This window comes from Halomonas sp. (assembly GCF_029263665.1).
In the GTDB taxonomy this organism is placed as follows: domain Bacteria; phylum Pseudomonadota; class Gammaproteobacteria; order Pseudomonadales; family Halomonadaceae; genus Halomonas.
On record NZ_JAJUFQ010000006.1, the window covers coordinates 161,080 to 185,743 of the forward strand.

Consider the following 24,664-nt stretch of genomic DNA (forward strand, 5'->3'; position numbering starts at 1 on the left):
GTTCATCATCAGTATCTGGAGGAGAGGAGAATCCTATGGGCCGCTTGACAACGCATGTGCTGGATACCTCACGGGGCTGTCCGGGCCAGGGCATTCGCATTGAAATCTTTCGTATTGAAGGCGACCAGCGCATCCGCCTTGGCGAGGCCGTGACCAATGACGACGGCCGTTGCGACAACCCGATTCTGGAGGGTGAAGCCTTTGTCAGCGGTGAATACGAATTGTTGTTCCACGCCGGTGACTATCTGCGTGCACAAGGTATCGAGGCCAGTGAACCGCGCTTCCTGGACCGTATTCCCCTGCGCTTCGGAGTAGCTGATGCCAGTGAGCATTATCACGTGCCGCTTCTGGTCTCGCCGTACAGCTATTCCACTTACCGTGGCAGTTGATCAGGGAAATTCTCTGTAGGCTGTAATTGTCATTATTAACAACAAGATAGCTGAGATATCACCATGTCATCGTATCTTCTTGATGTGATCAACTTCATGCTGCGCTGGCTGCATGTCATCGCCGCTATCGCCTGGATTGGCGAATCCATCTATTTCGTCATGCTGGACAATGGACTGAAGACGCCCAAGGCCGAGAGCGACCGCAAGAAGGGTGTCTTCGGGGAAATGTGGGCTGTGCATGGTGGTGGTTTCTACCACAACCAGAAATATGCCACGGCACCAGAGAAGCTGCCGGATGACCTGCATTGGTCTTTCTGGAAGTCCTATACCACCTGGTTGTCGGGCTTTGCCCTGTTCATCATCCTGTACATGGCCAATCCGGGCTTCTATCTGGTCAACCCTGGTAGCCCCTGGGAATGGGCAGCCAACATGAGTGGCTGGCAGGCCAATGTCGTCGCCTTGCTGTTCCTGCTCAGTGGCTGGCTGGTCTATAACGAGATGTGTAAACGGGTCAGCCCCAATATGGAGCGGGATGGCCTGTTGAGTGTGGGTGTCGCCATCATGATGGTGGTGGTGTGCTATCTCAGCGTGCACATTTTCTCGGGTCGAGCGGCTTTCCTGCTTACCGGGGCGGTGATGGCCACGGCAATGTCTGCCAACGTGTTCTTCTGGATCATCCCTGGGCAGCGTCGCATGGTGAAGGCGCTCAAGGCGGGAGAGACGCCGAATCCGCTGGACGGCAAGCGCGGTAAGCAGCGTTCCGTGCATAATACCTATTTCACCCTGCCTGTCGTGTTGTTGATGATCAGCAACCACTACTCCTTCGCATACTCCAATGAGTGGGCATGGGTAATCATGGCGCTGATGATCTTTGCGGGTGCCTTGATTCGTCAGTACTTTGTGCTGATGCATTCCGGCCAGCACAAGCCTGCTTATCCGGCTGCTGGGGTGGCGTTGATTCTGCTGGCCTTTGCCATTGGGTCGCCACTTCTGAAGAGTACTGCCAAACCGGCTCAGGCTTCAGCTCCAGCCCAGGTTCAAGAAAGCACGGCAGCGGATGCAGATAGTCAAGCGGCGTCTCAGGGTGGCTCGGGAGAAGGCGAGGGCGGTTCTGAACTGGCCAGCATCCACTCGGTTATCGAGGAGCGTTGCACGACCTGTCATTCAGCAACGCCGGATCATCCCAGCTTCAGCGCGGCGCCTGCAGGTATCGCTCTGGATACTGAAGCGGAGACCGAGCAGCAGAAAGCCATCATTCAGCAGGTTGTGGCCAGTGGTTACATGCCGCTAGGCAACCTGACCAAGATGACTGACGACGAGCGTGCGCTGATCGCAAACTGGAGCGAGTAGGTCGCCCATTGTCCAAGCGCAGCATGCCAGGGCCCGCTTCCATAGGAAGTGGGCCCTGGCTCGTCCTGCACCTGGATAGTCGTATACAATAGGTCAATGGAAAGCCGTCAGGCCTATTGAGATGAGAACATCAGGAGTGCATCAATGAATCAGCGCGTGAAGGCTTCCCCCGCCACGCCAGCTCTGCGTCAGGGCAAGAACGGTGATGGAGCTGAACGTCATGAAGCGATTCACCGTTCGATCAGTGATGCGATCATTGAACATCGTCTCAAGCCTGGAGCCCGGCTCCGGGAAGATGCCCTGGCTGAGGTCTTTGGTGTCAGCCGTACAGGGATCCGCAAGATCCTCCAGCGTTTGGCACTGGAGCAACTGGTCACGTTGACGCCGAGGCGTGGCGCCAGTGTCACGCGACCTACTGCTGAAGAGGCCAAGGATGTGTTTGATGCACGGCAGATGGTCGAATGTGGCCTGATGCCGGAAATTGCCCGCCGTATTACCAGCAATGACATTGCCAAGCTTCGGGACATGGCCCAGCGTGAGCGCGAGGCGCTGCAGTCCGGTGAGCAGAGTTCCGCCATTCGTCTGTCCGCTGACTTCCATTCTTACCTGGCCGGGATATCCGGCAACCGTACTCTGGCAGACTTCGTTGAGCGTCTATGTTCGCGTTCGTCGCTGATTCTTGCGGTCTATGGCAATACCGGCCATCTGGGATGCGAGTCTCATGATCATCAGGATCTGATCAACTATCTGGCCGAAGGCAAGGGAGAGCGTGCCCAGGCTTTCATGAGCCGGCATCTCAAGGCAATCGAAGCCTCGTTGTCGATCGTGGAAGAAGAGAACGAGGCGCCTGATCTGTTCGATATCTTCGCGAGTTAGGTGCCTGTCCCTGCTCAAAGGGAGATAGCCTAGTCTCCATGCCATCCCGTGGCTGTCATGACAAAGAGCTATCATGACAAAGAGCTGTCATGACAAGGAAAAGCCCCGGCCTGGTAGCCGGGGCTTGAGCATGTAACCTGCTGACAGGAGACGTTTGCTTGTCAGAACCAGTTTCCCTGTCAGAACCTCTTCATTGAGCGGTTGCCGTGACCGCTTGGCTACGCATCAAGGCCAGGTAGAGGATACCGCCCAGGGCTGCGCCCATCATCCAGCCGAAGCCGGCCAGGCTTGCCATTGCAGGCACCACCACCGTCGAAAGAGAAAACATGGCTGCGAAACCGAAGGCAACCAGGCCGCGAATGTTCCAGCCGTTGGTATAGGTATAGGCATCACCTTCACGTGCCGAAAACAGTGCCTGTACATCCAGTTTGCCGCCCTTGATGAGGTAATAGTCAACGACGATGATGCCGTAGAAGGGCGCGACAATGGCACCTACGGCGTTGACGAAACCGGGCACACCGATCTGGCTGATCACTGATACCCAAAGAGCACCGACCACCAGTGCCACCAGGGCGGTAATCAGTCCGCCGGTACGGAAACTGATGTGGCGCGGGAACAGGTTGGCCAGGTCGTAGGCCGGAGGAATGAAGTTGGCTACCAGATTGATGCCGACAGTAGCCGCGAAGAAAGTGACGGCGGCCAGCAGGGTCAAGGGCAGGGCATCGACCCGCTCGACAATGTCGGTCGGATTGGTCAAAGCCTCCCCGAACAGCACCACGGTGCCGGCGGTAATGATCAAGGCAATGAAGGAGAAGAACGCCACATTGAGTGGCAGACCAAGGAGGTTGCCGAGTTTCATCTGACGTTCGGTCCTGACAAAGCGGGTGAAATCACCAAAGTTGATCACCACCGCGGCGAAGTAGGCCACCATGGTACCGACGATGGCTGCAAAGGCTGCGATACCGCCCTGGCCTTCACCTTGCGCAGTGAATATTTCACCGACGGCAGGCAGCAACTGGTCGCCTGCCTCCCACCAGACAATACCCATCAGCACCACCATCACCACATAGACCAGGGGCCCAGCCCAGTTGAGGAAGTGCTTGATGCGCTCGATGCCAGCCCAGAAGATCGCCATCTGGAACAGCCATACCAGCAGGAAAGACAGCCAGGCCACCGGAGACAGCCCAAGCATGCCGCTACCGCCATCACTACCGATCAACGCGGTGATCATCAGGGTCACGGCAGTGGAAGCGAAGTAGGTCTGTACGCCATACCAGAAGATCCCCACGACGGCTCTCAGCAGTGCTGGCAGGTTGGAGCCCCGAACTCCCATGCTGGCACGTATCATCACCGGAAAGGGGATGCCGTAGCGCACACTGGGCGAGCCAGTGAGGTTGACCAGGAACATGACGATCACACCCGCCAGGATGATGGCCGCCATCACGGCCCAGCCGTTGAGGTTGTAGCTGAGGAACAGGGAAGCCGCGAGGGTGTAGCCGAACAGGCTCTGGATATCGTTGGACCACACGTTGAAGATTTCGAAGGCCCCCCAGTTGCGCTTGCTGTGGGGCAGCGGTGCAAGGTCTTCGTTGTACAGCGAAGGATCGGCACGCGATGTGTCGATGGTCAGATCATCTTGGGACATTGTCACCGTCCTTTTGTCATTATCGGTGGCAGCCAGGAAACTCTGAGAGGAGTTCCCTGGCATGTGGTGTCTGGATATGAGTGTTATTCAGTGAACCGGCGGCAGGTCGGCCAGTACTGCATCAGCAGCCAGTAAGTCAGCCCGGCAGGAATCAGGCTGGCATACCAGGACACGGTTGGCATGCTGAAGGCTGCGATCACCCCGACTGCAGTGGCGACCAGAGCGGCCAGATTGATACCACGATAAGGGCCGTTCTCATCGTAGAGCTTGGTCAGGTCCAGAGTCCGGCGACGAATCAGGTAGTAGTCCACGACCAGTACCGCAAAGATCGGGCCAAGGAAGGAAGAGTACGTCTGGACGAAGACCTGCAGGCCAGCCGCTGACTCGTCCTTGACCAGTTCCCAGGGGAAGGTGGCGAAGGCCAGTAGGCCTACAACGACGCTGGCTTTGCGATAGCTCAGCTTGAAGGTGTCCATCAACACATAGGTAGGAGGTACCACGTTGTTGAGTACGTTGGTGGTGACCTGGGCAAAGGCAATGAACAGCAGTGTGGTCATCAGCAGTGGCGTGTTGTCCACCGCGTTGGAGAACACTTTGATAGGATCGGCCACGCCGGTCGCTTCCGAGACCATGAAGCCAATCAGGCCCATGAACAGGGTGCAAGGCAGAATCGACATGGCATAAATCGTGGTCAGCAGGCCCGGGCCAGTGCCTTTCTTGTGCTCACGAGCATAGTCGCTGACATTGAGTATCATGGTCGAATAGATACCCAGGAACAGCATGGTGGCACCCCAGAATGGCAGGCCCCAGGAGCCTTCCATCGTAATCAGGTTGGCCGAGAGGGTGTCTCCGTAGCGCACGACAGTGCTATAGAACATGTAGACAAGGGAAGCGAGGATGAAGGCGCTGCCGATGTTCTCCAACCACTTGATGCCCTGAAAGCCGGTGACCGAGAGAGCAATCTGCAGGAACTGGAAGCCGATGAAGAACACAATCAGATTGTCATAGCCAAACAGCGTCGCCGATACCAGGTTAAGCGCCCCGGCACCGATCCAGCTCTGGAAGCCATACCAGACAATGGCAGGCACCGCACGGACCAGCCCCGGCAGGCGAGTTCCCTGGAAACCGAAGGCACTGCGAGCCTGCACCATGAAGGGGATGCCGTACTTGTAGCCAGCGGCACCATTCAGGGCCAGTGCAATCCCGATGACGAAGCAACCGATAGCAATGGCCAATGTCGCCTGAATCAGATTTAGCGTGCCGACGACACTGGAACCCATGGTAAAGGTACCAATGGATACGCAGCCTCCAAACCAGGCCAGCAGGTAGGAGGTACGCCCCATGATACGGGTTTTCTGGGGAGCCAGAGACTCATCGCCCACCCCCTTGGTACCTACCTCGGCGTTAGCCTCGGGCGATGTTGATGTGTTTGTAGAGGTCATGTTGGGAGCCTCATGTTGTGGTTGTTATGTTGTTGGGTGCCAGAGGGATGGAGAAGGCTCCATGCCCTCGGTGCCGATGTTGTCTAGCTATTCCTGCGATTGAGGTCGAGGTCGGACAAGTGGGCATAGTTGCCGGTAAAGGGCTTTGGGCGCGGGAAAGCCAAGTCTCCGACCTTGGAGGTAGCAAGTTTCAGGCCAACCAGTGCCTCAGCCAGCTTCACCGCTGCAGTGACGCCTTCCACCACCGGGAGGCCGACTTCACGGCTGATGGTGTCCGTCAGGTTGGCCATGCCGCCACAGCCCAGCACAATGGCGCCGATGCCATCTTCATCCCGGGCACGAATGCCTTCCTCGATGATCTTCTCAAGGGCGCTATCACTGTCATCTTCCAGGTCCAGTACGGGAATTTCCGCTGCACGCACGCGGCGGCAGTGGTGACGGAAGCCATACTGATCGAGCAGATGTTCAGCAATGATCACTGTGCGTCCCAACGTGGTGACCACAGAGAATCGTGTGCTGATCAATGTCGCCATATGGAAGGCGGCTTCGGCGATGCCAATGACGGGAGCCCGAGTGGCTTCACGGGCGGCCAGTAGCCCAGGGTCACCGAAGCAGGCCAGGACATAAGCGTCCGGTTGATCCGTCTCCTGGTCCAGGCGCAGGATCTCGTCCAGGACGCCGACGGCGCTGATGGCCTCGTCAAAATGGCCCTCAATGGATACCGGACCGCTGACGGGCTGAGAAGCGGTGATACGAGTGTCTGCCGCAGCGATGGTGATGCCTGCGTTGCGGATGGTCTCGGTCATGCCCGAGGTGGTATTGGGATTGATCAGATGGATGCGCATAGGTAAAAAATCTCGAGTACGGAATTTTTTGTCTTTGTACACAAAATAGACCGGCATCGAATACGGTTCAAGCATGTGAGAGAAAAATATCACAAGGTTTTAAAAAGCATTTAAAAACAGTTGATTATTGATTTTATTCGACTGCTATTGAAATGATTGTCGGGTATGGTCACTCTTATTGTTCATCAATTTTCACAATAATTGTGTCTAGTTTGTATTATATTTTGTATACAAAAATAATTGAAAAAATCACTAACTATTCGTCATTGCTGGATTTAATGTCACTCGATGGCTTCTGAGCCATGAAAAGCGCTTGATGTCACGTTGGATACAGTCTATCTTTTCTTTGTATACATAAGCTGGCGGTGAAAAGCTCAGCGACACCAACAATATATCGGCATGCCGAAGGATCGCGTCTTGACAGGACGCGGTGGCTGACAGGAGATGACCATGAGCACGCTTTCCCCTTCTTCCTACCCGCGCGACTTGATCGGTTATGGGCGCACGCCACCGGAAGCCAACTGGCCGGGCAAGGCCAGGATTGCCGTCCAGTTCGTACTCAACTACGAAGAAGGTGGGGAGAACTGCGTGCTGCATGGAGATGCAGGTTCTGAGCAGTTTCTTTCCGAAATCATCGGGGCAGATGCCTACCCAGACCGTCACCTGAGCATGGAGTCCATTTATGAATACGGCTCGCGTGCAGGTGTCTGGCGTATCTTGCGTGAGTTCGAACGCCGTGACCTGCCGCTGACCGTCTTCGGCGTGGCGATGGCTCTGGAACGTCATCCGGAAGTGGCCCATGCGTTCAAGGAACTTGGCCATGAGATTGCCTGCCATGGGTACCGCTGGATTCACTATCAGCAGGTACCGGAGTCAGTTGAGCGTGACCACATGCGCAAGGCCATCGAAATCTTCGAAAACCTGTACGGCGAGCGTCCGTTGGGCTGGTATACCGGGCGCGACAGCCCCAACACCCGTCGCCTGGTGCTGGATGAAGGCAGCTTCCTTTATGACAGCGATTATTACGGTGACGACCTGCCGTTCTGGACTCGCGAAGCCGACAGTCAGGGTCAGGAGCGCTCCCATCTGATCGTACCCTACACCCTGGACACCAATGACATGCGCTTTGCGGCTCCGCAGGGCTTCAATACGGCAGATCACTTCTTTACTTATCTGCGTGATGCCTTCGATGTGCTTTATGCGGAAGGCGAAGATACGCCGAAGATGTTGTCTATTGGCCTGCATTGCCGCCTGATCGGGCGTCCTGGTCGCTTCCGTGCCCTGCAGCGCTTCCTTGATCACATCGAGGCGCATGATCGTGTCTGGGTGACGCGTCGTGTGGATATCGCCCGGCATTGGGCTGAGCATCACCCGGCTCGCTGAGGCAAGTCACAGGTCGTGATAGAAGAACACCGCCAGCAGGCTCTGCTGGCGGTGTCAGGAAGATGCTCTGTCTCAAGAATCCTGTTTGCGTAGGATGATCAGCCAACCCAGTGGGTGGCCTGGGCCACGATCAGGAAGGCAAGTGAAATCAGGACCCAGACGCAGAACAGCGGAAAGAAGAACTTCACCCAACGTTGCCACGGCACACCGGCCAATGCCAGGGTCGCCATGAAGTAGCCAGAGGTGGGGTAAAGGATATTGCCGATGCCGTCACCGAGCTGATAGGCCAGTACTGCAGTCTGACGAGTGACGCCGATGAGATCGGATAGAGGAGCCATGATGGGCATGGTCACCAGCGCCTGGCCACTGCCGGAAGGTACGACGAAATTGAAGGCAAGCTGGGAGAAATACATGCCAGCGGCAGACAGCAGTGTTGGCAGCTCACCGACCAGGTTACCAAGCCCATATACCATGGTGTCCATGATCTGGCCGTCTTCAAGCACGACGGCGACCCCACGAGCGATACCAGCGATCATGGCACCGACCAGTACATCGCGAAAGCCCTGGTTGAAGCCTTCACAGATGTCTTCAGTGCCAAGTCCGGCAATCAGACCAACGACAATGCCCATGATGATGAACAGACCGGCCATTTCCATCATGAACCAGCCGTGGGCCAGTACGCCGTACACCAGCAGGGCCATGAAGGCGAATGTTGCGAGGCTGGCAAGCTTCTGGCGTTTTGTGGCGGTCAGCTCACCTTCGTCGGCGGCATGCAGGTAATGGTGACGCTTTTCGATTTCCTGGGGATCATCGTGCAGCAGGCTGGTTTCCGGGTTGCGGCTGACACGGTGTGCATAACGCATCACGAAGAAGATGCCAGCTGCCAGAATGGCGACGAAGGCCAAGGCACGAAGCATGAAGCCGGAGTACAGCGGCAGCCCCGAGAGCTGCTGTGCAAGACCGGTGTTGATGGGGTTGAGTACACCGGTAGTGAACCCCGCTGTTGTCGCACAAAGTGCGACGGCCGCCGCCGTGACAGAGTCAAAGCGCAACGCGATCATCAGCGGCAATATGACAGGAACGTAGACCAGCGCCAGTTCCTGGGTACCAATGATGGTGGCGACAAGAGCAAATACCGTCATCAGCACCGGTATCAGCAGCAGGCGTTGGTGGGTGAAACGACGACTGAGCTTGTCGACAGCGAGTTCGATGATACCTGTGCGGCGCAGTACCATGAACATGCCGCCGATCATGAACGTGAAGAACACCACCTCACCGGCGCTCATCAACCCATTGGGAATCGCCTTCATGAACTCGGTGATACCCACCGGCGTGCTATCGACGAACTGGAACGACTCGGCATCGATGGTGATGCGGCCATTGGGGCCAGGAACCCGCTCATACTGCCCGGCTGGCACGAAATAGGTCGCAATCGACGCCAGGGCAATGAAGATGAACAGAATGACATAGATGTGGGGGATGCGCAGCGAGCGTTTCTTGCTGGCTGTTGTACTGTTGGTCGGGGTCTGCATGGGGCCCTCGCATGTTATTGGACTTGATAGGGGCTCTTGTACAAGAGGAGATGCACGGCACCAACGAATGGTCATGGAATCGAGAGGAGCAGGGGGATCCTTCGATGACATTTTTTACCATCTGTCGATTGTGTCGTTTCGCTATTGGATATTAAGATGGAAAATATTTCCACAGTGGCTGGGAATTTTTTTCCATGGACTGGTGCAATACCCACCGCTGCTAGGCGCAGGCTGGGTGGTAGTGGATGCGCTGCAACGGAGAATCTCTATGCTGGAACTTGTCGCTGGGCCATTGACCCAGGAAGCTTTCGCGCCTTTCGGGGACATCATCGATGCCCGTACTTCCGAGCACTTCCCGATCAATGCCGGTCGTACTCAGCGCCATCATGACCTGGCCCAAGTCGAGACGCTGGGGGAAAATGCCAGGTCTTTGATCAGCATCTTTGTCAGCCAACCGATCACGCTGCCGTTGGAGCTGACTTTTCTCGAGCGTCATCCTCTAGGCAGTCAGGCGTTCATGCCCCTGCACGAGGAACGCTTCATCATCGTGGTGGCTCCGCCTGGCGACACTATCGACCCTGCTGATGTGCGGGCCTTTGTCACTGATGGTCGCCAAGGTGTCAATTATCGCGCAGGAACCTGGCATGCCATCCAGTCGGTACTCGAACGCGAAGGGGAATTCCTGGTTGTCGATCGTGGTGGCGATGGCAACAACTGTGACGAGTACCCGCTGGATATTCGTGTCACGCTGGCCTGATGACTCATCGGCAAGAGCCTGAGCCTGCCAGTGAATAGAATGATAATGGCATAAAAACCAATAAGATCAGCGCTAGTCATATAAACGCCAATAAGACATATCCGAGAAAGATTATGAGCACAGCCAAACCGAATCGTACCTATTATGCTCCCCATGGCGGTCATCCCGACCAGAAGGTCATGACCACTGATCGTGCCATGTTCACCGAAGCCTTTGCCGTGATCCCGAAAGGGGTTTACCGCGATATCGTCACCAGCAAGCTGCCGCATTGGGACAATACCCGTCTGTGGGTGCTGTCGCGGCCGTTGTCCGGTTTTGCCGAGACCTTCTCCCAATACATCATGGAAGTCTCTCCGGGTGGTGGTAGTGAACGCCCCGAAAGCGACCCGGGGGCGGAAGGTGTGCTGTTCGTGGTGGAAGGCGAAATGGTGCTGACCATTTCTGGCGAGAAACACCGTATGGCGCCGGGCGGCTACGCATTCATCCCGCCGGGCAGCGACTGGCAGTTGCGCAATGAATCAGATGCAACGGTGCGCTTCCACTGGATTCGCAAGGCGTATGAAAAGGTCGATGGCATTGATGTGCCGGAGGCTTTCGTGGTCAACGAGAATGACATCGAGCCTTCCGTGATGCCTGACTGCAATGAGGTCTGGGCAACCACTCGTTTTGTTGATCCGGAAGACATGCGTCACGACATGCATGTGACGATCGTCACATTCCAGCCGGGCGGGGTGATTCCTTTCGATGAGACTCATGTCATGGAACATGGTCTCTACGTGCTGGAAGGCAAGGCGGTCTACCATCTCAACCAGCAGTGGGTCGAGGTCGAGGCCGGTGATTACATGTGGCTGCGCGCTTTCTGCCCTCAGGCATGCTACGCCGGTGGCCCTGGCCCCTTCCGCTATCTGCTGTACAAGGACGTCAACCGTCATATGGCGCTGCCTTACAGCAAGAGAAGCTGAATTCAGCAAGTCTGGATAGCGAGCTGCCAGACATACAGAAAGCTTTCTGGTTTGGCAGATATCTTTTCATGGCGACCCCGCTCAGGCATCCGATGCCTGAGCGGGGTCGCCGTTTTGGTCATTGCTTTTTTAAAACAGCCTAAGGATCAGGCATTCTTCCGCTGTTGGTGACAGGCCACAACCTGCGCGTCCGCGAGGTATGGCCAAGGGGTTCTGATCATGATCCATGAAGACATCATCGAGCGTGGTGTGGAGCGTCTACTTGCTGCACATAGAGGCAAGGTGAAGACTCCTGTTTTCGATGATATTCCCCTGACCGCCTGACGTTATCCATTTCACTTGGCTTCTTCCTTCCTTCCTTCCTTTCTTCCTCTATCTTCCTGTCAGTCACGCTTTCGTGGCTGGCATTTCTTGATGCGCTGCAAAAGATGATTTGTATTTAAAAACAATCCACTAGACATGGCGTGTCTTTCTTTTTCAGCGTTTTCGGAAATTTTTTTCAAAAAGTTCTGGATAAGCTTTTGCGGGCCTGCTAAAAATATTGGAAAAGATTTTCATAAAATTAATGTGATGATCATTATCACGCTAAAAATGTATACAATCATATAAATCCATAGGAGACGCATCATGGCTCGCATGACCGCTGCCGACGCTGCCGTTCACGTGTTGCGCAAGGAAGGTATCGATGTTGCCTTTGGCTTGCCCGGCGCTGCCATTAACCCCTTCTACGCTGCCATGCGCCGCGTAGGCGGCGTCGATCACGTACTGGCGCGCCATGTGGAAGGCGCCTCTCACATGGCCGAGGGATATACCCGTACCAAGCCGGGCAACATTGGCGTGTGTATCGGGACTTCTGGACCTGCCGGCACTGACATGATTACCGGCCTGTACTCGGCCTCGGCGGACTCCATTCCGATTCTGTGCATCACTGGCCAGGCGCCGACCGGCAAGCTGCACAAGGAAGATTTTCAGGCGGTGGATATCAAGGCCATTGCTGGTCCGGTGACCAAGTGGGCGATTACCGTGATGGAGGCCGCTCAGGTGCCGCGTGCTTTCCAGCAGGCTTTTCATCTGATGCGTTCTGGTCGCCCAGGCCCGGTGCTGATCGACCTGCCGATTGATGTGCAGATGACGGAAATCGAGTTCGACCCGGACACCTATGAGCCGCTGCCGGTGTACAAGCCTGCTGCGACCCGTGTTCAGATCGAGAAGGCCCTGACCATGCTCAACGAGTCCGAGCGGCCGTTGCTGGTCGCCGGTGGCGGCATCATCAATGCTGATGCTGCGGCCGAGCTGCAGGAATTCGCTGAGCTGACTGGTGTGCCGGTCATTCCGACCCTGATGGGGTGGGGGACTGTGCCGGATGATCACCCGCTGATGGCGGGCATGGTGGGCTTGCAGACATCACATCGTTACGGCAACGCCACCATGCTGGAGTCCGATTTTGTGATTGGCATCGGCAACCGTTGGGCCAACCGTCACACGGGCAACCTGGAAACTTACACCGAAGGCCGTACCTTCGTGCATGTGGATATCGAGCCGACTCAGATCGGGCGTATCTTCGGTCCGGATTACGGCATCGTTTCCGACGCCAAGGCAGCACTTGCGTTGTTCATCGAAGTGGCCAAGGAGTGGAAGGCGGCTGGTCGTCTGAAGGACCGTAGTGCCTGGGCAGAATCCTGCCAGGAGCGCAAGCGCACCATGCTGCGCAAGACACATTTCGATGATGTGCCGGTCAAGCCGCAGCGGGTCTACGAAGAGATGAACAAGGTCTTCGGTCGTGACACTCGCTATGTCAGCACCATCGGTCTGTCGCAGATTGCCGGTGCCCAGTTCCTGCATGTCTATGGGGCGCGTCACTGGATCAACTGTGGCCAGGCCGGCCCCTTGGGCTGGACCATTCCTGCGGCGTTGGGCGTGTGTCGTGCCGATCCCGATGCCAACGTTGTGGCGTTGTCCGGTGACTATGACTTCCAGTTCATGATCGAGGAGCTGGCAGTGGGAGCTCAATTCAAGCTGCCCTATATCCATGTGCTGGTGAATAACGCCTACCTTGGCCTGATTCGCCAGGCCCAGCGTGGCTTCGACATGGACTACTGCGTGCAGTTGTCGTTCGAGAACATCAACTGCGAAGAGATCAATGGCTATGGCGTCGACCATGTGTCAGTGGTTGAAGGTCTGGGCTGCAAGGCACTGCGCGTCACCAAGCCCGATGACATCGCGCCGGCCCTGCGCAAGGCCCAGGAACTGGCCCAGGAGCATCGCGTACCGGTCGTTGTCGAGGTGATTCTCGAGCGCGTGACCAACATCGCCATGGGGACTGACCTGGGCGGCATCAACGAATTCGAAGCGTTGGCCGAGAATCTTGAGGACGCGCCCAGTTCCATCGCGGCACTGACCTGATCGCCACTGTAGTCAGTAAGTGCACTGTCGTCATAAGCACACTTTAGCCATTTGGCGAATGGAGGCATCACCTGATCCCGTGATGCCTCTATCAAGGAAACGCTGAATAAATCGACGAGCATGCTCAAGCACAAGGCGTCCGGAGCGCAACAACCGGAGCCTATGCGGTATAGGTGAGGATTGTGAGCACCGCGCAACGTAGTGATTGAGTAGCACAGACATTTATGCAGTGTTTCCCAAAAACAGGGGAGAAACAAAATGCCTAACTTTGCTGCCAACCTCAGCATGCTGTTTACCGAGGTCGATTTCCTCGACCGTTTTGAAGCGGCCGCCAAGGCCGGTTTCAAAGGGGTGGAGTACCTTTTTCCATATGACTACCCGGCTGCCGAGATCAAGGCGCGCCTGGACCAGTTTGGCTTGACCCAGGTGTTGCACAACCTGCCGGCTGGTGACTGGGGTGCGGGTGAGAGGGGTATCGCTTGCCATCCGGATCGCATTGAAGAGTTCCGCACGGGTGTCGATACCGCCATCGAATATGCCACTGCGCTAGGCTGCAGGCAGGTCAACTGTCTGGCCGGTATCGTACCGCAGGGTGTCAGCCAGGCAGATGCCCGTCGCACACTGGTCGAGAACCTGCGCTACGCCGCCGAGCGCTTGAAGCAAGCCGGCATCCTGTTGATCGCCGAACCGATCAACACGCGTGACATTCCTGGTTTCTTTCTCAACCGTACCGAACAGGCGCTGGACATCTTCGACGAGGTCGCTAGCGACAACCTCAAGCTGCAGTACGACATCTATCACATGCAGATCATGGAAGGGGACCTGGCGCCGACCATCGAGAAGCATTTCGCACGCATCGCGCATGTTCAACTGGCTGACAACCCTGGCCGTCATGAGCCAGGAACCGGGGAGATCAACTATCCCTTCCTGTTCGATCACCTCGATCGCCTCGGCTACCAGGGCTGGATTGGTTGTGAATACAAGCCGGCCACGACAACGGAAGCGGGTCTTGGTTGGGCAGAAGGCCGTCTTTAAGACGGCTGCCTTCAAGGCACCGAGCGTGTTGTTGTCACGAATTCATTTGTCAGGAGAATCATTATGAGCAAGATCGGTTTTATTGGTCTGGGCATCATGGGCCGTCCCATGGCAGGTCACCTGCTTGATGCTGGTCACGAGCTGTCGACGGTCAAGCGTGGTGCTCTGGATGCCACCTTAGCCTCCAAGGGGATGCGCGAACTCGCTGACCCCAAGGCTGTGGCCGAGGCCTCCGATATCGTCATCACCATCGTGCCCGATACCCCCGACGTGGAAGAAGTCCTGTTCGGTGAAGGTGGTGTGATCGAAGGGCTCAAGCCCGGCACTCTGGTCATCGACATGAGCTCCATCGCCCCGATTGCCACCCAGAAGTTCGCTGAGCGCATTCATGCTGCCGGTGGTGAGTATGTCGATGCACCGGTTTCCGGTGGTGAGGGCGGTGCCATCAATGCCGCCTTGACCATTATGGTCGGGGCGACACCAGAAGGTTTCGAGCGTGCCAAGCCGGTACTGGACGTGATGGGCAAGACCATCACCCATATCGGTGGGCATGGCGCTGGCCAGACCTGCAAAGTGGCCAACCAGATCGTGGTTGCCCTGACCATCGAAGCGGTTGCCGAAGGCCTGCTGTTTGCTTCAAAGGCGGGGGCAGATGTGGCCAAGGTGCGTGAGTCTCTGCTCGGTGGCCTGGCGCAGTCGAAAATTCTCGATGTACATGGCGAGCGCATGATCAAGCGTACTTTTGATCCTGGATTCCGTATTCGCCTGCACCAGAAAGACCTGAATCTGGCTCTGGAAGGGGCCCGCAGCCTGAATCTGGCACTGCCGGGTACCGCCAACGCGCAGCAGTTGTTCCAGGCTTGTGCAGCCCAGGGCGGAGGCGACTGGGATCACGCAGGTATCCTGCGTGCCCTGGAAAGCCTGGCCAGCCATGAGGTTGGCCAGAAGTAAGGAAACGCGGATTGACTCAGCGTTTCCAATAACGAGAGTCAGCCGTCGGTCATGGTGCGTATGGTCGACGGCGGACGGGGGAGGTGACTGCTCCCTGAAAGGCAGGCGTCGGGTCGTCGTCTGTCAGGATCGCTGTGCGATCCTTGCTCGCTGGCTGGCTTCCCCCTGTTCCTGCCTGTCGGCGAGCTTTTTTTATTTCCGCATCGTATGAAATGAAGCAGCGCTTGAATCCGGCAGTCGCTCAAGACGCTATGCTTTATATTGCCTAGCGTGCTTTGTTTCTCATCCTCTGAGAACTTTTTTGTAGTTAAATTACAGATGCATGATGCCTGAATGATGGGGTGTCGTATGGTCGTCATACTCGTCATGTACGTTGAAAGCTGGCTTGGCTTACCGAGAGTCATGTCAGTTAGAGTTTGAAAAACAATTGGTTAAAGTTATATGCCTGGGTTTTTTACAGTACTCCAGCAGCCTATTCTGGAGTCGCATAGACAATGTTTTTGTAGTAAAATTACAGGAAACGCTGCCCGCTGTGGCGGCACCTGCTTGCGTCATATTCGACATCTATCGAGGACAGCATGAGCCAACTTCCGCATCCCCCCGTTCGCCGTACCAAGATCGTTGCCACCCTCGGGCCCGCCAGTGATCGTGAAGGAGTCCTCGAGGAGATGCTCAAGGCTGGTGTCGATGTCGTGCGTCTCAACTTTTCTCACGGTAGCGCAGACGATCATCGACGCCGTTTGAGCGAAGTGCGCAAGATTGCTGAACAATTGGGACGCAGCGTCGCTGCACTGGGAGACCTGCAGGGCCCCAAGATTCGTATCGCGCGTTTTCAGGAAGGGGCCGTACATCTGGATGAAGGGGCTTCCTTCGTGATCGATATTGCCTTGGATAGCCAAGCCGGTGATACCTCTCGCGTGGGTTGCGACTACAAGGAACTCGCCGATGACGTGACGGCTGGTGATCGACTGTTGCTCGATGACGGTCGTGTCGTGCTGGATGTAGAGCGTGTCGCAGGAAGCGAGATTCATACCCGTGTCGTGGTTGGCGGCAAGCTGTCCAACAACAAGGGCATCAACAAGCAGGGCGGTGGCCTGTCTGCACCTGCATTGACGGACAAGGACAAGGAAGACCTCAAGACGGCCATCGACATCGGCGTCGACTACCTGGCGGTGTCTTTCCCACGTTCTGCAGAAGACATGCGTGAAGCTCGCCGACTGCTCGGAGAAAGCGGCAAGGAAATTGGCTTGGTCGCCAAGCTGGAGCGTGCGGAGGCCGTTGCCAACGATGAGACACTGGATGGCATCATTGAAGCTTCCGAAGCTGTGATGGTGGCCCGTGGTGACCTGGGCGTCGAAATCGGTGATGAGAAGCTGATCGGTACCCAGAAGCGCATCATCAAGCATGCTCGCCAGCATAACCGCGCGGTCATCACTGCCACTCAGATGATGGAGTCGATGATCGAATCACCGTTGCCGACGCGTGCGGAAGTCTTTGATGTAGCCAATGCCGTGCTTGATGCCACGGATGCGGTCATGCTGTCTGCCGAGACCGCTGCAGGCGACTTCCCGGTCGAGACCGTACAAGCGATGCACCGCGTATGTCTCGGCGCCGAGCGCGAGCGTGTGGCCCAGGAATCTGGCCATCGCATCCATGAAGGTTTTACTCGGATTGACGAGACCATCGCCTTGTCGGCCATGTATGCTGCCAATCATCTGTCTGGTGTTGCTGCGATTGCCTGCATGACATCCACGGGATATACCCCCCTCATTGCCTCTCGTATCCGCTCTGGCCTGCCGATCGTCGGCTTGGCTCACAACCCTATAGCGCAGCGTCGCATGGCTCTGTATCGGGGGGTGATCTCGCTACCTTTCGATACCAGCGAGATGAGCGCGACCGAACTCAACGACCGTGCCGTGGAACGTCTGGTCGCTCACGGGGTGGCCAGCCAGGGAGATCATGTCATCCTGACTCGAGGAGACCACATGAACGCCCATGGCGGCACGAACACGATGAAAATTCTCGATATCAGTGAGGAACATGTGAATGGCGCAGGCTGATCTGTGATCTGTTGCTTGGCTGCTGACATGTAAAAAGCCTTCGACCCTTTCATGATATCAACGCCCGAGCCACAAGCTTGGGCGTTTTTGTACACATATTCCGGCATTTATTGTATCCAATTTGACTGGTAGATATGGTGCTATCGCCACAAACATGAGAAGGTCATGATTCCTGTTGGTAAGGTGAACAAGACAATGAGCAATGTCTGGCAGCAAGAGGTTCTGGCTGAGATCAAGCCCGGTGGCCGAGTCAGTGATGGTGATATCGTGCGGCAGGTGCGCCGAGCCGTGTTGATGCAGCGCCTGCCGCCAGGCACTCGTTTGCCGGAAGTGACGCTTGGCGAAGTCTTTGGCGTGAGTCGTTCTGTGGTGCGCAAGGCTCTGACGCGCCTGGCCTCAGAGCATGTGGTGGATCAGCGCCCCAACCAGGTGGCCAGAGTCAGGGCTCCGGATGTGGACGAGACTCGTGAAACCTTTGCGGCACGGCGTCTGGTGGAAGGTGAGGTCGCTGCACTCACTGCCGGGACGCTGGACAAACGCATACTGCTTCAGATCGAAGACCGTTCCAACCGTGAGCGTGAAGCCTTCCTGGCCAATGATGAGGCCGCACGAATCGAGCACTCTCTGGCCATTCATCATCTGCTGGCGGAGCACTCTCCCAATCGGGTGCTCGGTGCCATGCTCACCGATCTGATTCTGCGCACTTCCATCGTCATTGCCCTGTACAAGCGCCAAGGGTTGGCCAGTTGCTACCTTGAAGGCGATCACCCCCGTTTGCTGGAGCATCTGACCAAGGGTGATGGGGCTGGCGCCCGGGGCGATATCGAGCGTCATCTGGACAGCCTCCAGGAATTGCTGGATCTGGGGCCAAGAGATAGCAGCATCGACCTCAAGGCAATCCTGGGTGGAAGTGCGTAATGCGGATAACGGCCGTTTCCCAGGTGCGTTGTTCACGTATTCCTTCCATCCTGGCCGGTATTCTGGCAATGGGGTTGTCCTTGTTGCCGGTGGCGAGCCATGCCCAGGACATCTCCGTTGCAGCGGCATCGTCATTGCGCTTTGCCATGCCAGAACTGATCCAGCGTTTTGAGAGTCAGCAGGGTGTCGAAGTCAGGACCACCTATGGTGCCTCGGGCAATTTTCAGCGCCAGATCGAGCAGGGCGCCCCTTTTGAGGTATTCCTCTCCGCTGATGAGGAGCGAGCCAGGGCGCTGGAGGACAAGGGTCTCACGGAGGGCGAGGGAAGGACCTATGCACTGGGACGGCTGGTCTGGTTACAGCGTGCTGGGCAGCCTTTACCACCTGCAGATACGCCGCTGGAGGCCGTGCACCAGGCCGTCGAACGCTACGAAGCTGATGGAACCAAGGCGCGTATTGCGTTGGCCAACCCCTTGCATGCGCCATATGGTGTAGCGGCTCAGCAGGCGCTTGAACATGCTGGCCTGTGGCAACGTAGCAGACCGTTGCAAGTGGTGGGTGAAAACGTTGCTCAGGCAGTGCAGTTTTCGCTATCGGCGGAAGCAGCGGGCGGCCTGGTGGCATATTCTCTGGTGGTGGCATCACCGGAGCAGGACAAGCAGGGCTATCGGCTGATTCCCAGTGATTGGCATTCGCCGCTGGTGCAACGCATGGTGCTGCTCCAGGGAGCAAGCGAAGATGCGCATGCTTTCTATGAATTCATGAGCAGCCCCGAAGCCGCGGAACTGCTGTCGCGTTATGGCTTTTCAACTCCGAATCCACCGGAGGAATAGGAGCTGAAACATGGATGGAGCAGCATTTGGCGTTTCGCTCAAGCTGGCGATCATGACCAGCTTGTTGCTGTTACCACTGGGGCTGTGGCTGGGTCGGCATCTGGCCCAGATGCGCTCTCGCTGGCGGGCCTTGCCCGAAGCATTGGTCGCGTTGCCCTTGGTGATGCCTCCCACTGTGCTCGGTTTCTATCTCATGCTCTCATTCAGTCGTGAAGCGCCATTTGGCGCTGCCTGGCAATCCTTGACGGGAGGCAGTCTCAATTTCACTTTCAGTGGCATCCTGCTGGCCTCCCTGGTCGTCAATCTGCCCTTTGCCGTTCAGCCGATTCAGCGTGCCTTTGAAGCGCTGCCCGCCCATCTTCGAGAGGCGGCGTGGTGCTCGGGGTTATCTACCTGGCAGACACTGTGGCGTATCGAACTGCCATTGGTCCGGCCTGGCCTGATTTCGGCCTTTGCCTTGACCTTCGCCCATACCCTGGGGGAGTTCGGCGTCATCCTGATGGTGGGCGGTGCCATCGATGGCGAGACGCGGACGCTGGCGATCTCCATCTATGACCATGTGCAGGCCTTTGACGAGACGGCCGCCAGCACCATGTCGGCCATGTTGTTGGCGGTATCCTTTGTCACCATCGGCATCGTCTATGGCCTTGCCGGTAGGCATCGCTGGCAAGGGAGAGGTTGAGCATGTCAGCGAGCCTGGAAGTCAGCCTTCATCAGGACTTGCCAATCCCCCTGGCGGCGGAATTTCAGTGCGCACCGGGAGAACTGCTTGCATTGGTCGGGCCATCCGGCAGTGGCAAGACGACATTGCTGCGCTCCATCGCTGGGTTGTATTTCCCTGCCCAGGGAAGCGTCCGTTGTGCGGGGGAGGTCTGGTATGACAGCGCCAGCGGTATCAGGTTGACGCCTCAGCGCCGTCGTGTCGGTCTGGTGTTCCAGGATTATGCGCTCTTCCCCCATCTGAATGCTCTGGGTAACATCGCAACCGCTCTGGGCCATGTGCCAAAGAGTGAACGTCGCGAGCGAGCACGTACCTGGTTGGCGCGAGTTCGCCTGGAAGGCCTGGAGCATCGTTACCCCAGGCAGCTCTCGGGAGGGCAGCGTCAGCGGGTGGCGCTGGCACGGGCGTTGGCACGCGACCCCCGCGTTCTCTTGCTCGACGAACCATTCTCCGCCGTGGACCAGGTAACGCGACGCCGTTTGCAGATGGAACTTGCCGTGTTGCGGGAACGCTTGAACATTCCCATTGTGCTGGTCACCCATGACCTGGATGAAGCCAGCGCTCTGGCTGATCGTATCTGTGTACTGCATGCCGGTCGCTCCCTTCAGCAAGGCGCGCCACACGATGTCTTTCGCCACCCTGCCAGCCCCGATGTGGCCAGGTTGCTTGATCGTACCAATGTCTTCACTGGTCGAGTCGTGCATGGACCTGAAGGTCCCCGGCTGGCCTGGGGAGATTGGCTTCTGGAAGTTCACCATGGTCTGGAGGGCGTGGCCGAAGGCAGTGAGGTGACCTGGTACTTGCCGGAGTCGGATATTGTCCTGCAGCGTTCAGGCAGTACTTCCCGCGGATTGCGGGAAAACCTGGTCGAAGCCCGGGTCGAGCAACAGATCGTTCTGGGGGGATTCAGTACGCTGACGTTGAGCTTCGCACATGAAACACAGACCATGCGTTTTGATATCACCACTCATGCTGCCCGGCGCAATGGTCTGGAGCCGGGTAGTCAGGTACGTATATCGTTGCTGGCAGCGGGTATCCATATCATGGATGTTTCGCCGCCTTCTTCATCTGCTGTTAACGAGGAACCACCATGCCCCTGAGTCGTCGGCATTTTCTCCAAGGTCTGTCATTGGCTCCGCTGGCCTTGTCCGTGAACTGGGCGAGTGTGGCCTTTGCTGAAGATTCACAGACAGTGTCCCTGGTCATCCATGGTGGGCAAGGGCCGACACGTTTCGATGTGGAAGTGGCCGATGATGACCCGGAACGTAACCGGGGGCTGATGGAGCGCACGGTTCTGGCGGCGGATGCCGGCATGCTGTTTCTTTACGATCGGCCTGTGTTCAATGGCTTCTGGATGTATCGCACGCTGTTGCCACTGGATATCGCCTTCATCGATGAGCAAGGGCATATTCTCGAGATTCAGCATATGCAGCCATGTCCCGGCGAAGCCTCCAGCTGTCCCGCCACACAGCCACGCGAAGCCTATCTGGCGGCTCTGGAAGTCAATGCCGGTACCTTCGACAGGCTTGGCATTCGCGTCGGCGATTGTGTGACCTGGCCTGGTAGCACCGGGACGTGTGAAGGGCCAGCGGGACACTCTTCCTGATGACAGGCGAATAGCTGATCAACTGAGCGGTCGACAAGTGGGCAACCGACAAGAGAGTTGCTCACAAGCAAGCTGCTGACAAGAAAGCTGCTGACAAGAAAGCTGTTCACAACAGTTCGCATACCAGAAAGAAGCGCCGCCGCGGGCGGCGCTTCTTTGTGTGGAATATCCGCTGTCAGAACGTCCAGCGCACCATGGCCTGGGGTAACGACTCGTCAGTGTCCTCAAGGCCGAATTTGTTCTGCCAGTATTGATACTCGATGCCGATGCCCAGGTGATCGTTGGCATGCCATACCAGCTGTGGCTGGGTCAGGATCTGCTTGGCCAGGTCACCTTCCTCGGTAATGTAATCGAGAAAGCCTTCGAAGGAGAAAGGTTGACCAGCAATGTCGAACTGCTTCGACCACACCAGGGTGTATTGCTGAGAGCTTCCTTTCGCAGCACTGCTTTCATCATTGCGGTACAGGGTGTGTACCTTGAAGAAGTCCAGACCTGGCACATCCACATCGAAACTCAGGCCGGCCAGGTGGGCTGTCTTGCGCACGGAGGCGTTACGGTCGAGGTCAAGCTCCCCCGCGACATAGACCGCCTTGATCGGGCCGAATGAAAGATCCGTATCCGTCATGGCGCCAATATTACCGCGCACGATCCACTCGGCGTGGGTGCTGCCGTAATCCTGCTCATCCTCGGCGTTCTGGTCATAGTTGGAAAAGTCGGCGAAGAAATAGCTGTCGCCATAGGTCCAGCCGCTGGCATTGGCGAACGTCAGGATACTGTGTTGCTTGTTGTCGATGCCAAAGCCGGCATCGGCCTGATCTTCATAATCCCAGCCATACAGCGCTTCGACCTTGGTGGTGCTGTAAGCCGCTGAGGCATTCTGGGCTGCCAATGCAGTGAATCCAGCAAGCAGGCAAAGTGAGGCCTTTTTCATTCCTCGTCCCTCTTCGGTTGTGGTTGTTATGAGGTAGTTGTCATTGATTGGCCTGTAGGCCGCTCATATGGGACCCAATCAAGCTAGTTTTTAGTATTCAATATGTCAATTGAATGTATACGCGATAGTGTTTTAATACGACACAGGAAATGTGTCCACCATGAAAGGGTGGGGTAGCCGCAACTGGGGGAGGCAGATAGGGACCTGAAGATGTGCCAAAACGAACTCCTGGCTTATTGGCAGTTGAAAGAGAGGCTTGCGTGGGCCCACTATTTCGGGCCTGAAACAGGAGAAACTGAGATGGGCGTTTTCGATTTCGTTAAGTCAGTAGGCAAGAAGTTGGGTGTAGTGGACGACGCAGCGCCAGATGTCGCCGAGCTGAAAAAGGAGCTCGACTCTCATCAGCTTGGTACTGACAACGTCGAACTGTCGGTAGACGGAGAACAGGTCACCCTGAAGGGAGAAGTGACGGATCAGTCGGCTTTCGAGAAAGTGGTGATCGCTGTCGGCAACACTCTTGGAGTATCCAAGGTACAGGCTGATGAGCTGAAGGTTGCCGGGGCAGGTGTCGCCAGCGAGGCGGTCTTCTATACCGTCAAGGAAGGCGATAATCTATGGAAGATTGCTGAAGAGAACTACGGTAAGGAAAATGGCGCCAAATACACTGTCATTTTCGAGGCTAACAAGCCGATGCTCTCGGATCCGGATAGCATCTACCCCGGCCAGGTCTTGCGTATTCCTGCTTTGGCGGAGAGCTGATTGCATTTTATTTAGGCTTTTGTACTAGATGCATCCCATGAAAAGCGGTGGCGAAAGGCCACCGTTTTTCATGGCTAAACCTTGTAGGGCATCGGGGTTTGCAGGCATATTGGTCCGCTGGTTAGACCAATAAAAACGCTGATTCGATTCACTCGCCCCGGGTGAGGAAATGACCGAACTTGCGGCCTGGATGCTGCGGCAAGTGGACGTTTCCTTCCACAGGTGCAATGCAAGGACACGCCATGTTTTCCTATCTCCCTTCCCGCTCCTTATCACGACTGTCATGCGCGCTGGTAGGCACTGCCTTTGCGGCGCTGTTTGCCACCAACCTTCAGGCCCGGGAACTGTCCGTTTCCACGGTGTTGTCCGATGCCTTCCCTTGGGGACAGGCGGCCCAGAAATGGGCGGATCTGGTGGATGAACGCTCTGGTGGTGAGCTGACGCTGCGAGTGTATCCCAACTCGCAACTGGTCAATGGCGACCAGACTCGGGAATTTTCGGCCATGCGCTCTGGACTGATCGACCTTGCCGTGGGGTCGACCATCAACTGGTCGCCCCAGGTACCAGAACTCAACCTGTTTTCCTTGCCATTCCTGATGCCTGACGAGACAGCAGTCGATGCCGTGACGGGAGGTGAAGCGGGCGACATGGTGTTTGACGCGATCGAGGCCCGTGGCGTTGTCCCTCTGGCCTGGGGGGAAAATGGTTTTCGCCAGCTGTCCAACTCTTCCGGCGTAATTGATGAACCTGCGGATCTCGAAGGGCTCAAGATCCGTGTCGTCGGGTCTCCGCTGTTCCAGGACACTTTCTCCGCGCTGGGCGCCAATCCGACACAGATGAGCTGGGCCGATGCCAAGCCTGCCTTGACCACTGGTGCTGTGGACGGGCAGGAGAATCCCTTGTCGGTTTTCGATGTGGCACGTATCGATCAGGTTGGCCAGAACCATGTGACCCTGTGGAACTACATGAATGATCCACTGATCTTTGCTGCCAACCAGCAAGTGTGGGCGTCGCTCTCTGACGATGAGAAGACGTTGCTAAAGGAAACGGCAGTCGAAGCAGGCGCCTGGGAAGTGGCGATGACCCGCGAACAGGAAGCCAGCAGGCTGGCTGATATCCAGGAGCGCGGCGTCACGGTCACGGAACTGAGCGATGAGCAATACCAGGCCTTCGTGGATGCCACGGCCAGTGTCTATGACAAATGGATACCGCGCATTGGTGAGGAGCTGGTCGAAGCTGCGCGCAATGCGATCGAGGCGCAGTGAG

At 56.7% G+C, this 24,664-nt stretch carries 22 protein-coding genes; 17 read left to right on the forward strand and 5 right to left on the reverse strand.

Translation table 11 applies throughout. The features are described 5' to 3' along the window. Positions 1 to 35 precede the first annotated feature (35 nt). The 3 genes from uraH to Q1K07_RS08520 all read left to right on the forward strand — a co-directional run bounded on the left by uraH (position 36) and on the right by Q1K07_RS08520 (position 2,615). Positions 36 to 389 (forward strand): hydroxyisourate hydrolase, encoded by a 354-nt coding sequence (gene uraH, locus Q1K07_RS08510; protein ID WP_300309790.1) that lies wholly within the window; start codon positions 36 to 38, stop codon positions 387 to 389. Positions 390 to 452: 63 nt separating this feature from the next. Beyond that, positions 453 to 1,739, forward strand: a complete 1,287-nt coding sequence (locus Q1K07_RS08515) for a urate hydroxylase PuuD (RefSeq protein WP_300309792.1) — start codon at positions 453 to 455, stop codon at positions 1,737 to 1,739. A gap of 144 nt (positions 1,740 to 1,883) precedes the next feature. Next, positions 1,884 to 2,615 (forward strand): GntR family transcriptional regulator, encoded by a 732-nt coding sequence (locus Q1K07_RS08520; protein ID WP_300309794.1) that lies wholly within the window; start codon positions 1,884 to 1,886, stop codon positions 2,613 to 2,615. Between the two features lie 190 nt (positions 2,616 to 2,805). On the opposite strand, the gene Q1K07_RS08525 is transcribed toward Q1K07_RS08520, so the two are convergent. The 3 genes from Q1K07_RS08525 to Q1K07_RS08535 all read right to left on the reverse strand — a co-directional run bounded on the left by Q1K07_RS08525 (position 2,806) and on the right by Q1K07_RS08535 (position 6,547). Beyond that, the gene (locus Q1K07_RS08525; protein WP_300309796.1) at positions 2,806 to 4,260 is read right to left on the reverse strand and encodes an NCS1 family nucleobase:cation symporter-1; all 1,455 of its coding nucleotides are present in this window, start codon (positions 4,258 to 4,260) and stop codon (positions 2,806 to 2,808) included. An 83-nt stretch (positions 4,261 to 4,343) separates the two neighbouring features. Continuing rightward, a complete protein-coding gene (locus Q1K07_RS08530) occupies positions 4,344 to 5,702 on the reverse strand; it encodes an NCS1 family transporter (protein ID WP_300309798.1) in 1,359 nt (452 codons plus the stop codon). Between the two features lie 83 nt (positions 5,703 to 5,785). Then, complete coding sequence (locus Q1K07_RS08535) at positions 5,786 to 6,547, reverse strand: aspartate/glutamate racemase family protein (RefSeq protein WP_300309800.1); 762 nt, start codon at positions 6,545 to 6,547, stop codon at positions 5,786 to 5,788. Positions 6,548 to 6,997: 450 nt separating this feature from the next. Between Q1K07_RS08535 and puuE the strand changes: the two genes are divergently transcribed. Then, positions 6,998 to 7,930 (forward strand): allantoinase PuuE, encoded by a 933-nt coding sequence (puuE, locus tag Q1K07_RS08540; protein WP_300309802.1) that lies wholly within the window; start codon positions 6,998 to 7,000, stop codon positions 7,928 to 7,930. A 98-nt stretch (positions 7,931 to 8,028) separates the two neighbouring features. Here puuE and Q1K07_RS08545 read toward each other — a convergent pair whose 3' ends face one another. Next, on the reverse strand, positions 8,029 to 9,462 hold the full coding sequence (locus Q1K07_RS08545) for a YfcC family protein (RefSeq protein ID WP_300309804.1): 1,434 nt from the start codon (positions 9,460 to 9,462) through the stop codon (positions 8,029 to 8,031). Between the two features lie 268 nt (positions 9,463 to 9,730). Between Q1K07_RS08545 and Q1K07_RS08550 the strand changes: the two genes are divergently transcribed. The 11 genes from Q1K07_RS08550 (at position 9,731) to Q1K07_RS08600 (ending at position 21,708) form a co-directional block, all read left to right on the forward strand. Further along, positions 9,731 to 10,219, forward strand: coding sequence for an ureidoglycolate lyase (locus tag Q1K07_RS08550; protein ID WP_300309806.1), 489 nt, complete (start codon positions 9,731 to 9,733; stop codon positions 10,217 to 10,219). A 113-nt stretch (positions 10,220 to 10,332) separates the two neighbouring features. Then, positions 10,333 to 11,181 carry a bifunctional allantoicase/(S)-ureidoglycine aminohydrolase gene (locus Q1K07_RS08555; protein ID WP_300309807.1) on the forward strand — a complete coding sequence of 283 codons (849 nt, stop codon included), beginning with the start codon at positions 10,333 to 10,335 and terminating at the stop codon, positions 11,179 to 11,181. A 627-nt stretch (positions 11,182 to 11,808) separates the two neighbouring features. Beyond that, positions 11,809 to 13,584, forward strand: coding sequence for a glyoxylate carboligase (gcl, locus tag Q1K07_RS08560; protein WP_300309808.1), 1,776 nt, complete (start codon positions 11,809 to 11,811; stop codon positions 13,582 to 13,584). A gap of 258 nt (positions 13,585 to 13,842) precedes the next feature. After that, entirely contained in the window at positions 13,843 to 14,619 is a 777-nt protein-coding gene (hyi, locus tag Q1K07_RS08565) for a hydroxypyruvate isomerase (RefSeq protein ID WP_300309810.1), read from the forward strand. A gap of 63 nt (positions 14,620 to 14,682) precedes the next feature. Beyond that, positions 14,683 to 15,570: a 2-hydroxy-3-oxopropionate reductase gene (locus Q1K07_RS08570; protein WP_300309812.1), complete on the forward strand. Its 888-nt coding sequence runs from the start codon at positions 14,683 to 14,685 to the stop codon at positions 15,568 to 15,570. 578 nt (positions 15,571 to 16,148) lie between these two features. Continuing rightward, complete coding sequence (gene pyk / locus Q1K07_RS08575; RefSeq protein ID WP_300309814.1) at positions 16,149 to 17,630, forward strand: pyruvate kinase; 1,482 nt, start codon at positions 16,149 to 16,151, stop codon at positions 17,628 to 17,630. A gap of 165 nt (positions 17,631 to 17,795) precedes the next feature. Then, positions 17,796 to 18,548 carry a GntR family transcriptional regulator gene (locus Q1K07_RS08580; RefSeq protein WP_366945053.1) on the forward strand — a complete coding sequence of 251 codons (753 nt, stop codon included), beginning with the start codon at positions 17,796 to 17,798 and terminating at the stop codon, positions 18,546 to 18,548. After that, a complete protein-coding gene (gene modA, locus Q1K07_RS08585) occupies positions 18,548 to 19,381 on the forward strand; it encodes a molybdate ABC transporter substrate-binding protein (protein ID WP_300309816.1) in 834 nt (277 codons plus the stop codon). Before Q1K07_RS08580 ends, modA begins: the two co-directional genes overlap by 1 nt. 10 nt (positions 19,382 to 19,391) lie before the next feature. Then, positions 19,392 to 20,063 (forward strand): molybdate ABC transporter permease subunit, encoded by a 672-nt coding sequence (gene modB / locus Q1K07_RS08590; protein WP_300309818.1) that lies wholly within the window; start codon positions 19,392 to 19,394, stop codon positions 20,061 to 20,063. Between the two features lie 2 nt (positions 20,064 to 20,065). Beyond that, complete coding sequence (locus tag Q1K07_RS08595; protein WP_300309820.1) at positions 20,066 to 21,202, forward strand: ABC transporter ATP-binding protein; 1,137 nt, start codon at positions 20,066 to 20,068, stop codon at positions 21,200 to 21,202. Beyond that, positions 21,193 to 21,708, forward strand: coding sequence for a DUF192 domain-containing protein (locus Q1K07_RS08600; RefSeq protein ID WP_300309822.1), 516 nt, complete (start codon positions 21,193 to 21,195; stop codon positions 21,706 to 21,708). Before Q1K07_RS08595 ends, Q1K07_RS08600 begins: the two co-directional genes overlap by 10 nt. A 175-nt stretch (positions 21,709 to 21,883) precedes the next feature. Here Q1K07_RS08600 and Q1K07_RS08605 read toward each other — a convergent pair whose 3' ends face one another. Beyond that, positions 21,884 to 22,639: an outer membrane protein OmpK gene (locus tag Q1K07_RS08605; RefSeq protein WP_300309824.1), complete on the reverse strand. Its 756-nt coding sequence runs from the start codon at positions 22,637 to 22,639 to the stop codon at positions 21,884 to 21,886. Between the two features lie 300 nt (positions 22,640 to 22,939). Here Q1K07_RS08605 and lysM point away from each other — a divergent pair, with 300 nt between their 5' ends. Together lysM and Q1K07_RS08615 are read left to right on the forward strand one after the other, a co-directional pair. Further along, positions 22,940 to 23,398: a peptidoglycan-binding protein LysM gene (lysM, locus tag Q1K07_RS08610; protein ID WP_300309826.1), complete on the forward strand. Its 459-nt coding sequence runs from the start codon at positions 22,940 to 22,942 to the stop codon at positions 23,396 to 23,398. A gap of 242 nt (positions 23,399 to 23,640) precedes the next feature. Further along, positions 23,641 to 24,663, forward strand: a complete 1,023-nt coding sequence (locus tag Q1K07_RS08615; protein WP_300309828.1) for a DctP family TRAP transporter solute-binding subunit — start codon at positions 23,641 to 23,643, stop codon at positions 24,661 to 24,663. The last annotated feature ends 1 nt before the right edge of the window (position 24,664 follow it).